Genomic DNA, 14,372 nt, shown 5'->3' with positions numbered 1-14,372 from the left:
GTTCTCCTAATAGGCGTTGGGGTTCTTCTCGAGCGACTGCGTCGAGACGGTGCCCCGCATGACCCGGAAGACCCAGGCGGTGTAGGCCAGGATGATGGGCAGGAAGACCACGGTCACCAGGAGCATGATGAAGAGCGTGAGGTGGCTCGAGGAGGCATCCCACAGCGTCAGGCTCGCCTGCGGCATGGTCGAGGAGGGCAGCAGGAACGGGAACAGCGACAGGCCGGCGGTCGAGATGATGCCGAAGATGCCGATGCTCGACGCCAGCAGCGTGGGTATGCCCAGCCGGGCCCTGAGGCCAAAAGCGGCGCCGACCATGCCGACAAAGCCGAGCACGGGGCCCGCGATCATCCACGGATAGAGGCCGTAATTGGCCAGCCACCCGCCGCGCGTCAGTTCCACCGTCTTGGCCAGCGGATTGATCGGCGCATTGGGGTCGGTGACGCTGGTGATGGCATAGCCGTCGATGCCGAAGGCAATCCAGATCCCGCCGAGCGCAAAGAGGAACACGGTGGCGATTGCCGCCCAGGTGCCATAGGTGCGGGCCCGCTCGGCCAGTGGGCCGACCGTGCGGCCGACGATGACAGCAGCGCCCTGCGTCACGATCATCCCGAGGCTGACGAGACCCGCCAGCAGGGCAAAGGGCATCAGCAGCAGGAAGAAGTTGCCGGTGTAGAAGGCCCGCATCGTGTCATCGAGGTGGAAGGGTGCCCCCAGAAGCACATTGCCCACCGCGACGCCCATGATCAGCGCCGGCACGGCGCCGCCGATGAACAGCGCCCAGTCCCAGGTCTCGCGCCAGCGCGGATCCTTGATCTTGCCACGGAACTTGAAGCCGACCGGGCGCAGGATCAGCGCCAGCAGGATCACGATCATGGCGAGGTAAAAGCCCGAAAAGCTTACCGCATAGAGCGGCGGGAAGGCGGCGAAGATCGCCCCGCCCCCGAGCACCAGCCACACCTGGTTGCCCTCCCAGGTGGGCCCGACCAGATTGAGAAGCACACGCCGCTCTTCGTCGGTCCGGGCGGCAAAGGGGAGCAGCGCGCCCACGCCAAGGTCGCGTCCACCCATGATGGCGAAGCCGATGAGCAGCACGCCGAGCAGGAGCCACCAGATGAGGCGGAGGGTTTCATAGTCGAGCGGAATGGTGCTCATGATCCGAGTTCCTTGGTAGCGGGTGTCGCCGGCAATGCGGCCATGACGAAGTCCTCGTCGCTGTCGCGGTCGATCGGGAACAGCTTGTCCTGCGGTCCGGCCTTGATGATCTTGATCATCAGCATGACCATGATGGCGAAGAGGACCGAGTAGAGGGCGACAAAGAAGGTCAGGGAAATGACCAGGTCCCAGAAGTTGAGGCCCGATGCCGCGTAGAAGGTCGGCAGCACGCCTTCCACCACCCAGGGCTGTCGCCCATATTCGGCGATGAACCAGCCGCTTTCGATGGCCACCCAGGGCAGCGGCAGCGTGACGAAGGCGAACCACAGCATGGGCCGGTTGGTGTCGAGCCAGCCGCGCGAGGCGCGGTAGAACCACACCGCGAAGAAGGCGATGTAGAAAAAGCCCAGCCCCATCATGATGCGGAAGGTCCAGAACAGCGGCCACACATCGGGCACGGTGTCCTCTGCGGCCATGCGGACTTCTTCTGGCGTGGCGTTGCCCACATCCTCGCGGTAGCGCTTCAGCAGCAGGCCATAGCCGAGATCGGGCCAGTATTCGTCGAAGGTCGCCCGGGCGGCCGTATTGGTGCCGTCGGCGCGGATCTCCTGCAGCGTGTCATAGGCGATCATGCCGCGGCGGACGCGCTCTTCGGCATTGTCGACGAGTTCTTCGATGCCCGGCAGTTCCTGGTCGAACGAGCGCGTGGTGATCAGGCCGCCCACCCAGGGCACCTGGATGGCAAAGCTCGGCGCGCCGCCATCGGGTCCGGGCAGCGCGAAGACTGTCCAGGGCGCGGGCGCCGGATCGGTGTGGTAGCTGGCCTCGAGCGCGGCGATCTTCATCTTCTGGTGTTCGGTGGCGACATAGCCGCTCTCATCGCCCAGCACGACGACCGACAGGGCCGAGGCGAGGCCGAAGCTGGCCGCCACAACCATGGAGCGCTTGGCCAGCTCGGCATGCCTGCCCTGGAGCAGGAACAGGGCCGAGATCGCCATGATGAAGACGGCACCCGACAGGTAGCCCGCGCTCACCGTGTGCACGAACTTGGCCTGGGCGACCTGGTTGAAGATTACTGCGACGAAGTCGGTGACTTCCATGCGCATCGTATCGGGGTTGAACTTCGAGCCGACCGGGTTCTGCATCCAGCCATTGGCGACCAGGATCCAGAGCGCCGAGAGGTTGGCGCCCAGGGCCGTCAGCCAGGTCACCGCCAGGTGGCCCACCTTGCTCAGCCGGTCCCAGCCGAAGAAGAACAGCCCGATAAAGGTCGCTTCGAGGAAGAAGGCCATCAGGCCCTCGATGGCCAGCGGCGCGCCGAACACGTCGCCGACATAATGGCTGTAATAGCTCCAGTTCATGCCGAACTGGAATTCCATGACGATGCCGGTGGCAACGCCCATGGCGAAATTGACGCCGAACAGCGTACCCCAGAACAGGGTGGCCTTGCGCCAGATGTCGCGCCCCGTCATCACATAGACGCTCTCCATGATTGCCATCATGAAGGAGAGCCCCAGTGTGAGCGGCACGAAGATGAAATGATACATGGCGGTGGCGGCGAATTGCCACCGCGAGAGTTCGACGACAGTCATGTCGATCATGGCGCTACTGCCCCTATGCCCTGGCAGCGCCTTGAGTCGGCGCCGTCACCGCGCACCCTATGCCCAAGTAGACTTGCGCATGCATTGATTCAGATCAAGGCTGGTTTCACCCAGTATTCTAACAAGCGTCCGAATGCGGTGATGATGAGGATAATCGAGGCTCGTGACTAACGCGGACACCGACCGCCAGAACGGCAAGACACTCTCCGGACTGCGCAATTATGCGGGGCCGGCGCTGATTGTGGCCATTGCGGCGCCACTGCTGGGTGGGGCTTTGCTGGTCTGGCAGGCCGCTACGCTGGCGGGTGTTCTGGGCGCCGCCATTGAAGCACAGGCGCCAGTTGCTACCGCTTTACCTGCCATCATGCTGCTGCTTTGCTTGCTGGTTGCTCGCGCCGCGCTGGCGGCCATTGGCGATCGGGCCGGCGCGGCCGCCGCCGAGGCGATCAAGGGGCGCGTCCGCGGCGCGCTGTTTGCCAGATTGCTGTCGAACTCGCCCCGCGCGGCCGAGCAGCCGCAATCGGGTGCGGCTTCGGCCGCCATTGTCGACCAGGTCGAGGCGCTGCACGGCTTCTTTGCGCATTACCTGCCGGCGATGATCCAGGCGACGCTGCTGCCGCTGGCCTTTGGCGCGATCATCCTGCCGCTCGACTGGCTGGCGGGGCTGCTTTTCCTTTTCACCGCACCGCTGATCCCGGTTTTCATGGCGCTGGCCGGCTGGGGCGCCCAGGCGGCAACGCGGCGGCAGGCGCGCGCCCTGTCGGTGCTCAATGGCCGCTTTGCGGATCGCCTGCGGGGCCTGCTCACCCTCAAGCTGTTCGGGCGCGCCGAGGCGGAGACGGATGGTATCGTCGCGGCCAGTGACGAGCTGCGCCGCCGCACCCTGGGCGTGCTGCGCATCGCCTTCCTGTCCTCCGCGGTGCTCGAATTTTTCGCAGCACTGGGCGTTGCGGGCATCGCGCTCTATGTCGGGCTGACCTTTATCGACTACCTGCAGCTGCGGAGCGCGCCGCTGACGCTGGAGCTGGGCCTGTTCCTGCTGCTGATGGCGCCCGAGGTCTATAATCCTCTGCGCCTGCTGGCCGCCCATTACCATGACCGCGCCGCGGCCAAGGCGGCGATCGGCGAGATCGAGGCGCAGCTCGGCGCCCTGCCGCAGACCACGCCTGTGCTGGCCGATGTCCCCACCCCTGCCTCCAGCGGATCGCTTGGCCTGGCGCTGGCGGGGCTGACGCTGCGCACGCCGGACAGTGCGCGGGTCGTGCTGGCGGGTGCCAGTCTCACCGTAGCGGCGGGCGAGCATGTCGCCATTCTCGGGCCCAGCGGCATCGGCAAATCCACCCTGCTCGAAGCGGTGGCGCGGCTGCGCCCGCATGAGGGCACCATCCTGCTGGGCGAAAGGGTGCTGGCCGACTGGCCCGAGGCCGAACTCCGCCGGCGCGTGACCATGCTGGGGCAGAAGCCGCGCATCTTTGCCGGCTCCATGGCACATAATATCGCGCTGGCACGGCCCGGCGCCTCGACCAGCGACGTCCGCCGGGCGGCCGAGCGTGCGCATGTCGCAGGATTTGCCGACGCCCTGCCCGAGGGGCTCGACACCATGCTGGGCGAAGGCGGGCTCGGGCTTTCCGGTGGACAGGCCCAGCGCATCGCGCTGGCGCGCATCTATCTGCGCGATACCGGCCTGATCCTGCTCGATGAGCCGACCGCCCATCTCGACGCCGCGCTCGAACAGATCGTGCTCGACGAACTCAAGCACTATGCCAGGGGCCGCACCCTGATCATCGCCACCCATTCGCTGGCCGTGGCGGCCCGCATGGACAAGGCGTGGCGCATTGCGGGGGAGTCGCTGCTGCCGACGCCCCTGCCCGCCCGCAAGGACAGGAGCGTCGCATGAAGTCGTTGCTCGCCTTCCGGAGCCTGTTTGCCCGCCAGGCCGGTGGCTTCACCCTCGCCCTGATACTGTCGCTGGTGACGCTGGCGTCGGGCGTCGCCCTGCTGGGCACGTCCGGCTGGTTCATCACGGCCGCGGCGCTGACCACGGCCGGCCTTGCCTTCAACCTCTTCGTCCCGTCGGCGCTGGTTCGCGGCTTTTCCTTTATCCGCATCCTCGCCCGCTATGGTGAGCGCCTCGCCGGGCATGACGCCACGTTGCGCCTCCTGGCCGACCTGCGCGGCTGGCTGTTTGCGCGGCTGTTTCCGCGCCTGCCCCTCACCGACCGCAGCCTGCGGCACGGCGACCTGGTCAGCCGGCTGACGGCCGATGTCGATGCGCTCGATACGGCCTTTCTCGTCGCCATCGGCCCGGTCGTCGCCGCGCTGGTCATTGGCGGCGTGCTGACCGGGGTGCTGGCCTGGCTGCTGCCCGGCGCAGCTTTGCTCTATGGCATCTGCTATGGCGTGGCGGCGCTGGTGGTTCCGGGCAGCCTTGTCCTCGCGACCCGCCGTGCCGGCAGCGATGTCGTTGCCCGCGCCGCCGAGGCGCGCTCGGCGGTTCTCGATGGCCTGGACGGCCATGCCGATCTCACCATTTTCGGCGTGCTCGGCACGGCGCAGGCCGGCTTCAGCCAGGCCACGCAGCGCCTGGGCGAGGCAAGGCAGCGGCTGGCGACGCTGACAGCCATAGCCGGCTTTGCCGTGCAATCGGCCGCCGGCCTGGCTCTCGCGGGCTCGCTCTGGCTCGGCCTGCAGGCGCTTGGCGCAGGGGCCGTTGATGGGCCGGTGCTGGCCGGGCTCCTGCTGGCCATTCTGGGCAGTTTCGAAGCCACCAGTGTCATCGTGCGCAGTGTCGGCAAGCTGACAACTGCCATGGCGGCCGCCGAGCGGCTCACCGCCATTGCCGAGAGCCCGATTGCGATTGCCGACCCGGCCATGCCCGTGGCCTGGCCTGCCGACACGACCATTGCGCTGAGCGATGTCACCTTCGGCTATGGCGGCCCGCCCGTGCTCGGCAATCTGAACCTGACCATTGCGCCGGGCGAGCATGTCGCCATTGCCGGGCCCAGCGGCAGCGGCAAATCCAGCCTGCTGACGCTGCTGCTTCGGCTGGCCGACCCACAGCTGGGAACGGTCACGGTCGGGGGCACGCCGCTCGCCGCCTTGCGGCAGGCCGATATCCATGCCGGCATGGCCCTGCTCAGCCAGGACAGCCCGCTGTTCAACGACACGATCCGCGCCAACCTGCTGATTGCACGACCCGAGGCCGACGACGCGGCCCTGTGGGCGGCGCTCGCCGATGCCGGCATTGCCGACTTCGTTCACGCCCTGCCCAAGGGGCTGGATACGATGGTGGGCGAAGGCGGGCGCACTGTCTCGGCCGGACAGGCACGGCGCCTGTGTCTTGCCCGGGCGCTGTTGTCGCCGGCCAGCATCCTGTTGCTCGACGAGCCGACCACCGGGCTGGACCGGACGGCGGAAGTCGCGTTCTTCGAAACGCTGCACAGGGCGGCGAGGGACCGCACCGTGGTTGTGGTGACCCATGCCGCCATCCCCGAAAGCACGGTGGACCGGGTGCTGACGATGCGGAACGGGATGCTGGGGTGAGGCTGATCTGGCGGTCGCTGACCCTCTCCCCTTGAGGGCGGGTCAATGCTGGTCCGCGATGGTCCAGTCGACACCCTCCCCCTTGTGGGGAGGGATCAAGGGTGGGGGTGTTTAGCCACGATATTGGGGCTCTCACACCCCCTCCCACCCTTGCGCGCTCAAATCGCTCCACCGGAGCGATTTGTCCCTCCTGGCCGCTTGCAAGCCCATCAAGGGGGAGGTGCCGTCCGGTGTATGGGCGAGATCGCACCACAGTCCATATGCGATAGCCCTCTCCCCAGAGGGAGAGCTGAGAAGTGCCTTACCCGCAGCGGACGCGGAGGCGGGTCAGGTCGGGGACCGAGACGTGGCGGTAGTTTTCGATCTCGATGACGCCATCGGCCTTGAGGCGGCTCATCTGGCGGCTCACCGTCTCGATGGTCAGCCCCAGGAAGTCGCCGATATCGCCGCGGCTGAGCGGCAGGTCGAAGGTGGTGACCTCGGCCTGGGTCGGGTCGATATGGCTGGCGATCAGATAGAGGAAGCTGGCGACCTTTTCGGCCGCCGTCTTGCGGCCCAGAGTCACCATCCAGTCGCGCGCCTCATCGAGCTCGCGCAGGGTCTGCAGCATGACGCGGTGTTCCAGCGCCGGATTGTCCCGCAGCAGGTCTTCCATGGCCGCCTTGGGCACCATGCAGAGATCTACGTCGGACGCCGCCTGGGCCGATACCCGGCTTTCGCTGGCAAAGAGACGCCCGAGCAGGTCCGGCGCAAACTGCAGGCCCACGACCTGCTGGCGCCCGTCTTCGAGCACCTTGGAGAGCTTGACCACGCCGCGCAGCACATTGCCGTAGGCGGTGATCGGCTCGGCATCGGCCAGCAGCTCATCGCCGGCGTCGCGATGCACGCGCCGCGACTGTCGGGACAGGGTCAGCAGCTGCTCGGGCGTGAGCGCGCCGCAGATGCCCTGGTGACGCGCCTGGCAACTCTGGCAGAGGACGGGAAGGGGAGAATTGTGGATGTCGTTGCGAGCGGGCTGCATGAACGTCGCCTCCTGACAGCCTTGATATAGGCGCCGGCCGTCAAGCCTTTAAGTTGCGCAACTGTCGCAGCGCCATCCTGCCGCACTTCATCGCGGCCCTACGGGCAAAATCGCTCCAGTGGAGCGATTTTAGCGATGAAGGCCATGCGGGCTACGCCCGAATGGCGACCGGCGCAGTCTGCGATCCTTTACCATTCCGATATCGGGGCCAAACATACCCCCGCCCTTGATCCCTCCCCCTTAGGGGGAGGGAGACGATGAACACGGGCATTGGAGTTTGCGCCTCCCTCCCCTTGATGGGGAGGGACCGAGGGTGGGGTGACGGGAGCCACCGAGGCCACAGCCGCACCTCCCCACGATTGCCGAAATCGCGCCTTGACCTTCCCATGATTGGAAGGTCTATATGACTGAGGACGAGGTGATAGAAATGAATGAACACGTCCACTCCAAGCCAGTTTCCATCGATATCGAAGGCATGACCTGTGCGTCCTGCGTGCTGCGGGTCGAGAAGGCGCTGCTCAAGGTGCCGAGTGTCACATCGGCCTCGGTCAACCTGGCGACCGAACGCGCCACCGTGCAGCTCGACGATGCAGGCAATGTCGATGCCCTGTTTAAGGCCATCGAAAAGGTCGGCTACAAGGGCAGCCAGACGCCGCAGAGCCATGATCATGGCCATGCCGGCCATCACCACCATGACGAAGACGCCGCCGTGCTGCGTCGCGACGTGCTGGTTGCCGGGCTGCTGACCCTACCCCTCTTCGTGCTGGAGATGGGTAGCCATCTCTATCCGCCCATGCATCACTGGCTGCTGGGCATGGTGTCCCAGCAGGCGCTCTATGTGACCTATTTCGTGCTGGCCAGCGTCGTGCTGTTCTGGCCGGGCTGGCGCTTCTTCAAGATCGGCTTTCCGGCGCTGTTCCATGGCGCACCGGAGATGAATTCGCTGGTCGCGCTGGGCGCCGGCGCGGCCTATCTCTATTCGGTCGTCGTGACCTTCGCGCCGCAACTGCTGCCGGCGCAGACGCAGTATGTCTATTATGAAGCGGCCGCCGTGATCGTCACGCTGATCCTGGTCGGCCGCTGGCTCGAGGCCCTGGCCAAGGGCCGCACCGGCGAGGCCATCCAGCGGCTGGTGCGCGAACAGGCCAAGACGGCTCGCGTGCAGCGCGATGGCGGCATTGTCGAGCTGCCCATCGAAGAGGTGAAAGCCGGCGACATCATCATCGTGCGTCCGGGCGACAAGGTCGCGGTGGATGGCGAGATCGTCGAGGGGGCCAGCCATCTCGATGAATCGATGATTTCGGGCGAGTCCCTGCCCGTCTCCAAGACGGTCGGCGCCACGGTGATCGGCGGCACGCTCAATACATCGGGCAGCTTCAGCTTCCGCGCCACCAAGGTGGGCGGCGACACCATGCTGGCCCAGATCATCCGCATGGTCGAGGAAGCCCAGGGCGGCAAGCTGCCGATCCAGGGCGTGGTGGACCAGATCACCGCCTGGTTTGTCCCGGCCGTGATCGGGCTGGCCATCATCACCTTCGGCATCTGGACCATCTGGGGGCCGGAGCCGGCCTATGTGTTCGGCCTCGTCAATGCCGTGGCCGTGCTGATCATTGCCTGCCCCTGTGCGATGGGCCTGGCCACCCCCACCTCGATCATGGTGGGTACGGGCCGCGCCGCCGAGCTGGGCGTGCTGTTCCGCAAGAGCGAAGCGCTGCAGCAGCTGCGCGACGCCAGGGTCGTCGCCTTCGACAAGACCGGCACGCTGACCGCGGGCAAGCCGGCGCTGACCGATCTCATCCTCGATGACGATTTCGAGCATGACGAGGTGCTGGCGCTGGTGGCCGCTGTCGAGGCGAAGTCCGAGCATCCGATCGCCAGTGCCATCGTCACGGCGGCGGAACAGGCCGGGCTCGCGCTGGGCACGGTCACCGACTTCCAGGCCCATGCCGGCAATGGCGTCACCGCCCGCGTCGATGGAAGACTGGTCTCGATCGGGTCGCAGCGCCATCTCGGGCATCTCGACTTTGCCGATTTCAGCGACGCCATCGAAAAACTCGCCGACGAGGGCAAGACCCCCGTTTTTGCCGCCATCGACGACAAGCTGGCCGCCGCCATCGTGGTCGCCGACACGATCAAGCCCTCCAGCGCCATGGTGATCGCGGCGCTGCATGAAATGGGCCTCAAGACCGTGATGATCTCGGGCGACAACCGCCGCACCGCCGAGGCCATTGCCCGCCAGCTGGGCATTGACGAAGTGCGCGCGGAGGTGCTGCCGGCCGACAAGGTGGCGACGCTCAAGGCGCTGCGGCAGTTCGGCAAGGTTGCCTATGTCGGCGACGGCATCAATGACGCCCCTGCCCTCGCCGAAGCCGATATCGGCATTGCCGTGGGCACGGGCACGGACGCTGCCATCGAGAGCGCCGACGTGGTGCTGCTGGGCGGCGACCTCAAGGGCGTGCTCAACGCGCTCACCATCAGCCGGGCCACGATGAAGAACATCTGGGAAAACCTGTTCTGGGCCTTTGGCTACAATGTGCTGCTGATCCCGGTGGCGGCGGGCGCGCTTTATCCGGGTTTCGGCATCCTGCTCAACCCGATGATCGGCGCCGGGGCCATGGCGCTCAGCTCGATCTTCGTGGTGGGCAATGCGCAACGCCTGCGCGCTGTGAAAGGAGTTTCGGCATGAATATTGGCGAAGCATCGAACGCCTCGGGCGTCTCGGCCAAGATGATCCGCTATTACGAATCCATCGGCCTGATCCGGGCGCCGCTGCGCACCGACAGCAATTACCGGGTCTATCGGGAAGACGAGGTGCATGTGCTGCGCTTCGTCAAGCGAGCCCGGACGCTGGGCTTTTCGGTGGAGGAAACGGCGACCCTGCTGGGCCTGTGGCAGGACAAGTCCCGCGCCAGCGCCGAGGTCAAGGATATCGCCGTGGGCCATATCGCGGCGCTCGAGACCAAGATTGCGGAGCTGCAATCCATGGTCAAGACGCTCAAGCACCTGGCCCATTGCTGTGGCGGAGACAATCGCCCCGATTGCCCCATACTCGACGACCTGGCCGGCGAGCATCCCCATTCGAAAGGACACTGACATGACCGAAAAGACCATTCTCTCCGTCAACGACATGACCTGCGGCCACTGCGTCGGCACCGTGCGCAAGGCGCTGGAAGAGGCGCTGCCGGGGGCAGAGATCGCGGTGGACCTGGCGACGCACAAGGTGGAATTCACCGGCGACCGCGCCAAGGGCGAGGCGGCGATCCGCGAGGCGGGCTATACGCCGGAAGCGGGGTAGCCGGGCTTCGGCGTGCGACTCCACCGCGGGCGCTCAGTTGAGATAGAGCCGGAAAAACAAAGGGCGCCTTGCGGCGCCCTTTGCTGTCCGTTCAGTGGGAGATCAGAACGGGCTGTCGGGGAAGTAGAACTGCTCGGCATTTTCCTGGGTGATCAGCGGCGAGCCGAGGATATAGCTGCCGGTGACCGGGCCGTTGGAGATGAAGTGGTTCACCGTCACGTCCATGGCCGTGGCGATCTGTGCCGGCGGATAGAGCACGTCGACGGGGACCAGCGGATCGCCATCCATCACGCCCTTGACGATTTCCTTCATGCCGGCGCCGCCGACCACGAACATTTCGCTTTCCCGGCCGGCCTGCTTGATGGCCTCGACCACGCCCAGGGTGATGTCGTCATCCTGCGCCCAGACGCCGTCGATATCGGGGAAGCGCGACAGGAAATCCTGCATCACTTCGAAGCCGTCATCGCGGTTCCAGTTGGCGAACTTGTTGTCGAGCACGTTGATGCCCGAGCCTTCGATCGTGGCCATGAAGGCGTCGAAACGTTCGGTATCGAGCACGGTCGGAATGCCGCGCAGGATCACGATGTTGTCGCCTTCGCCGAGGCGGGTCATCATGTATTCGGCCGAGACCTGACCCATTTCGGTGTTGTTGCCCGAGACATAGACGTCCTGGATGGACGGATCGGTCAGGCCGCGGTCGACGACGGTGATGAAGGCCCCGGAATCCTTGACGGCGCGGACCGGCTCGGTCAGCGGCTCGGATTCGAAGGGCAGCACGACGAGGGCGTCGATCTGGTGCACCGAAACCAGGTCTTCCAGGTCGCTGGCCTGGTCGGCGGGGCCGTCGGCCGTGACGATGATCAGGTCGATATGCGGATTGGCGGCTTCCAGGCGCTTTTCGGCTTCAGCGGCATGCCAGTTGAGGCCGCCCATGAAGCCGTGCGTTGCGGCCGGAATGGAGACGCCGATCTTGACCGGATCCTGCGCGGCGGCTGCGCCGGCCAGGACGCTGGTGGCCAACAGGCCAAGTGCGATTGCCTTCAAAGACATAAGTATAGTCCTCCCTACCAGTGTTTGGCGCCATTATGGGACGCCGGTGATCCTGCCCGTTCGGGGCATGGAATTCGAAATCTAGTCAGCCTTCTTGCGCCTTGTGCGGAGCGAGCCGCGCTGCAGGTAGACTGCCGCCACGATGATCACGCCCTGCACTGCCCCGTTGAGGTAGTTGGAGATGATCTCGGTGAGATTGAGGATGTTGCCGATCGAGGTCAGGATGAGCGCGCCGATGACGGTGCCGCCAATGCGCCCGAAGCCGCCCTTGAGCATGGTGCCGCCGATGATCACGGCCGCGATGGCCTCAAGCTCCCACAGCACGCCGGTGGCCGAGGAGGCCGAGCCCAGGCGCGGCACGTAGATGATGGTGGCCAGCGAGACGCAGAGGCCCTGCAGGATATAGGTCGCGGTCTTGACCCGGTCGACCTTGATGGCCGAGTAGCGCGCCACGTTTTCATTGCTGCCGATGGCCATGCAATAGCGGCCGAAGGCGGTGCGGTTCATCAGCACCCAGCCCAGTATGGCGACGAAGATGAAGACCCAGACCGGGTAGGGAATGCGCAGGAAGCTGTCGTAGTAGACCGGGCGGTAGATTTCGCGCGCGGCATTGTTGAGCGACAGCGTGCCGCCATCGGCGAAATAGGTCACCAGCGAGCGATAGATGCCCATGGTGCCCAGCGTCACGATGAAGGCCTCGATCTTGCCCTTGGTGGTGAGGAACCCGTTGATGAAGCCGGCGCCAATGCCCAGGATCAGCGAAGAACCGATGCCCAGCAGCACGGTCCAGATCGAGGCGCCCATGGCATCGACGGCGCTGTTCATGATGATGATCATGACGCCGGCGATGAAGGCGGCCATCGAGCCGACGGACAGGTCGATCCCGCCGGCGGTGATGACGAAGGTGGCGCCCACCGCGATGATGCCGATAAAGGCCGAGCGGGTCAGGATATTGGTGATATTGCCTTCATTGAGGAAGGCCGGATTGAGCGAATAGCCCAGGATCACCAGCAGGATCAGCGCCAGCAGCGGTCCCGCAGTCTTGAGGTCGAGCCGGAACCCCTTGGCCGGCTTGGCTGCCTCATGCGCTGATACGCTCATCGTCCCCATCCTGTTTGATGCCAGCGGCGTACCGCATGATTTCCGCTTCCGAGATTTCGGCGCCTTCCAGCCGGCCGGCGAGGCGCCCGTTGCGCATCACCAGCACGCGATGGCTGAGGCCGATGACTTCCTGCATCTCCGAGGAGATGACGATGATCGATTTGCCCTCGGCCGCCAGCGCCGCGATGATGTGATAGATCTGCTGCTTGGTGCCGACATCGATGCCGCGCGTCGGCTCATCCATGATGATGATGTCGGGCTCGCTCTCCATTGTCTTGCCCAGCATCAGCTTCTGCTGGTTGCCGCCCGAGAGCTGGCCCACCCGCACCGAGGCGTCGCGGGCGCGGATGTCGAAGCGGCGCACGGCGCGATCGAGCGCCTGTTCCTCGCTCTTGCCATCGAGAAAGCCGTTCTTGAGATGCTTCTTGAGCGTCAGCAGCGTCAGGTTGGGCTGCAGGCCCACATTGAGCAGCAGGCCGCGCCCCTTGCGGTCCTTGGTCATATAGGCCAGTCCGGCATCCACCGACTTGGCCACGTCGGTGAAATTGGCCGGCTTGCCATTGACCTCGACCTGGCCCGCGCTCTTGGGCAATAGGCCGACAATGGCCTCGGCCACGGCGGTGCGGCCCGAGCCGATCAGCCCGGCAAAGCCCAGGATTTCGCCGCGGCGCAGATCAAAGGAAATATCGCTGACGCCCGGTGCCGACAGGTTGCGCACCGACAGCACCACCGGTGCATCGATATCGGGCTCATGCTTGGGCGGATAGAGATTGGAGAGCTCGCGCCCCACCATCATCTGGGCGATGGAATCGGGGGTCAGCGCCTCGGTGCCGACAGTGGCGATCAGCTGGCCGTCGCGCAGCACCGTGACCCGGTCGGCCAGTTCCATGATCTCGTCGAGCTTGTGCGATATGAAGATCACCGCCACGCCGCGCGCGGTGAGGCGGCGGATCTGCTCGAACAACGTCTCGGTTTCGCCCACCGACAGCACCGCGGTCGGCTCGTCCATGATCAGCACGCGCGCATCGCGGCTGATCGCCTTGGCAATTTCCACCATCTGCTTGTCGGCGACCGGCAGCGTATTGATCCGCGCATCGGGGTCGACATGCACATGCAGGGTTTCCATCACGGCCGCCGAGCGCCGGCGCATCTCGGCCAGGTCGAGGAAGCCATATTTCTTGATTTCGCGGCCGAGAAAGATCGAGTCCGCCACCGTCAGGTGCTCGGCTAGGTTCATCTCCTGGTGGATCAGCACGATGCCCATGGCTTCGGCCTCGCCATTGGGCGGCAGGACCACGGTCTTGCCGTCATAGCTGATCGAGCCGGAGGTAGGCTGCTCGATGCCGGACAGGATCTTGATCAGGGTGGATTTGCCGGCGCCGTTTTCGCCGATGATGGCGTGAACCTCGCCCGGGCGAATGTCGAAATCGACGCTGAACAGGACGGGGATTTCGCCAAAGGACTTGGAAATCCTGTTGGCTGACAGAATGGCCGGTCCGGACGTGCCTTCGGCACTGGTCATGTCTGATACCCCTCCCCTCGGACGCGGCGGTTGACCCGGCTCTTCGTCCTTGCCTAACGATGTAAAGGTTTTCATGTTTGATGT

The 14,372-nt window shown here is 65.4% G+C and carries 11 protein-coding genes; 5 read left to right on the top strand and 6 right to left on the bottom strand.

Annotated features, from left to right (window positions below; all coding sequences use genetic code 11):
• Positions 1 to 6: 6 nt before the first annotated feature.
• Positions 7 to 1,155, bottom strand: a complete 1,149-nt coding sequence (gene cydB / locus ACLI1C_RS06125) for a cytochrome d ubiquinol oxidase subunit II (protein ID WP_411395980.1) — start codon at positions 1,153 to 1,155, stop codon at positions 7 to 9.
• Positions 1,152 to 2,753, bottom strand: coding sequence for a cytochrome ubiquinol oxidase subunit I (locus ACLI1C_RS06120; RefSeq protein WP_411398238.1), 1,602 nt, complete (start codon positions 2,751 to 2,753; stop codon positions 1,152 to 1,154). The genes cydB and ACLI1C_RS06120 overlap by 4 nt, the downstream gene beginning before the upstream one ends.
• A 166-nt stretch (positions 2,754 to 2,919) precedes the next feature.
• Between ACLI1C_RS06120 and cydD the strand changes: the two genes are divergently transcribed.
• On the top strand, positions 2,920 to 4,653 hold the full coding sequence (gene cydD, locus ACLI1C_RS06115) for a thiol reductant ABC exporter subunit CydD (protein ID WP_411395979.1): 1,734 nt from the start codon (positions 2,920 to 2,922) through the stop codon (positions 4,651 to 4,653).
• A complete protein-coding gene (cydC, locus tag ACLI1C_RS06110) occupies positions 4,650 to 6,299 on the top strand; it encodes a thiol reductant ABC exporter subunit CydC (protein WP_411395978.1) in 1,650 nt (549 codons plus the stop codon). Before cydD ends, cydC begins: the two co-directional genes overlap by 4 nt.
• A gap of 301 nt (positions 6,300 to 6,600) precedes the next feature.
• Here the strand turns inward: cydC and ACLI1C_RS06105 are convergent, their stop codons facing one another.
• Positions 6,601 to 7,320: a Crp/Fnr family transcriptional regulator gene (locus ACLI1C_RS06105; RefSeq protein WP_411395977.1), complete on the bottom strand. Its 720-nt coding sequence runs from the start codon at positions 7,318 to 7,320 to the stop codon at positions 6,601 to 6,603.
• A 427-nt stretch (positions 7,321 to 7,747) separates the two neighbouring features.
• Between ACLI1C_RS06105 and ACLI1C_RS06100 the strand changes: the two genes are divergently transcribed.
• Genes ACLI1C_RS06100 through ACLI1C_RS06090 form a run of 3 tightly spaced genes read left to right on the top strand, consistent with a single transcriptional unit; the run spans position 7,748 to position 10,615 of the window.
• Positions 7,748 to 10,006: a heavy metal translocating P-type ATPase gene (locus ACLI1C_RS06100; protein WP_411395975.1), complete on the top strand. Its 2,259-nt coding sequence runs from the start codon at positions 7,748 to 7,750 to the stop codon at positions 10,004 to 10,006.
• Positions 10,003 to 10,413 carry a Cu(I)-responsive transcriptional regulator gene (gene cueR / locus ACLI1C_RS06095; protein WP_411395974.1) on the top strand — a complete coding sequence of 137 codons (411 nt, stop codon included), beginning with the start codon at positions 10,003 to 10,005 and terminating at the stop codon, positions 10,411 to 10,413. The genes ACLI1C_RS06100 and cueR overlap by 4 nt, the downstream gene beginning before the upstream one ends.
• A gap of 1 nt (position 10,414) precedes the next feature.
• Positions 10,415 to 10,615, top strand: coding sequence for a heavy-metal-associated domain-containing protein (locus ACLI1C_RS06090; RefSeq protein WP_411395973.1), 201 nt, complete (start codon positions 10,415 to 10,417; stop codon positions 10,613 to 10,615).
• A 102-nt stretch (positions 10,616 to 10,717) separates the two neighbouring features.
• Here ACLI1C_RS06090 and ACLI1C_RS06085 read toward each other — a convergent pair whose 3' ends face one another.
• The 3 genes from ACLI1C_RS06085 to ACLI1C_RS06075 form a co-directional block, all read right to left on the bottom strand.
• Positions 10,718 to 11,665 (bottom strand): substrate-binding domain-containing protein, encoded by a 948-nt coding sequence (locus ACLI1C_RS06085; RefSeq protein ID WP_411395972.1) that lies wholly within the window; start codon positions 11,663 to 11,665, stop codon positions 10,718 to 10,720.
• Between the two features lie 81 nt (positions 11,666 to 11,746).
• The gene (locus tag ACLI1C_RS06080) at positions 11,747 to 12,766 is read right to left on the bottom strand and encodes an ABC transporter permease (RefSeq protein ID WP_411395971.1); all 1,020 of its coding nucleotides are present in this window, start codon (positions 12,764 to 12,766) and stop codon (positions 11,747 to 11,749) included.
• Positions 12,747 to 14,288 (bottom strand): sugar ABC transporter ATP-binding protein, encoded by a 1,542-nt coding sequence (locus tag ACLI1C_RS06075; protein ID WP_411395970.1) that lies wholly within the window; start codon positions 14,286 to 14,288, stop codon positions 12,747 to 12,749. Before ACLI1C_RS06075 ends, ACLI1C_RS06080 begins: the two co-directional genes overlap by 20 nt.
• Between the last annotated feature and the right edge of the window lie 84 nt (positions 14,289 to 14,372).

Source organism: Devosia sp. XGJD_8 (assembly GCF_046614475.1).
Classification (GTDB): Bacteria; Pseudomonadota; Alphaproteobacteria; order Rhizobiales; family Devosiaceae; genus Devosia.
Note: the sequence above shows the minus strand (reverse complement) of the source record. Positions and strands in the feature narration are given on the sequence as shown.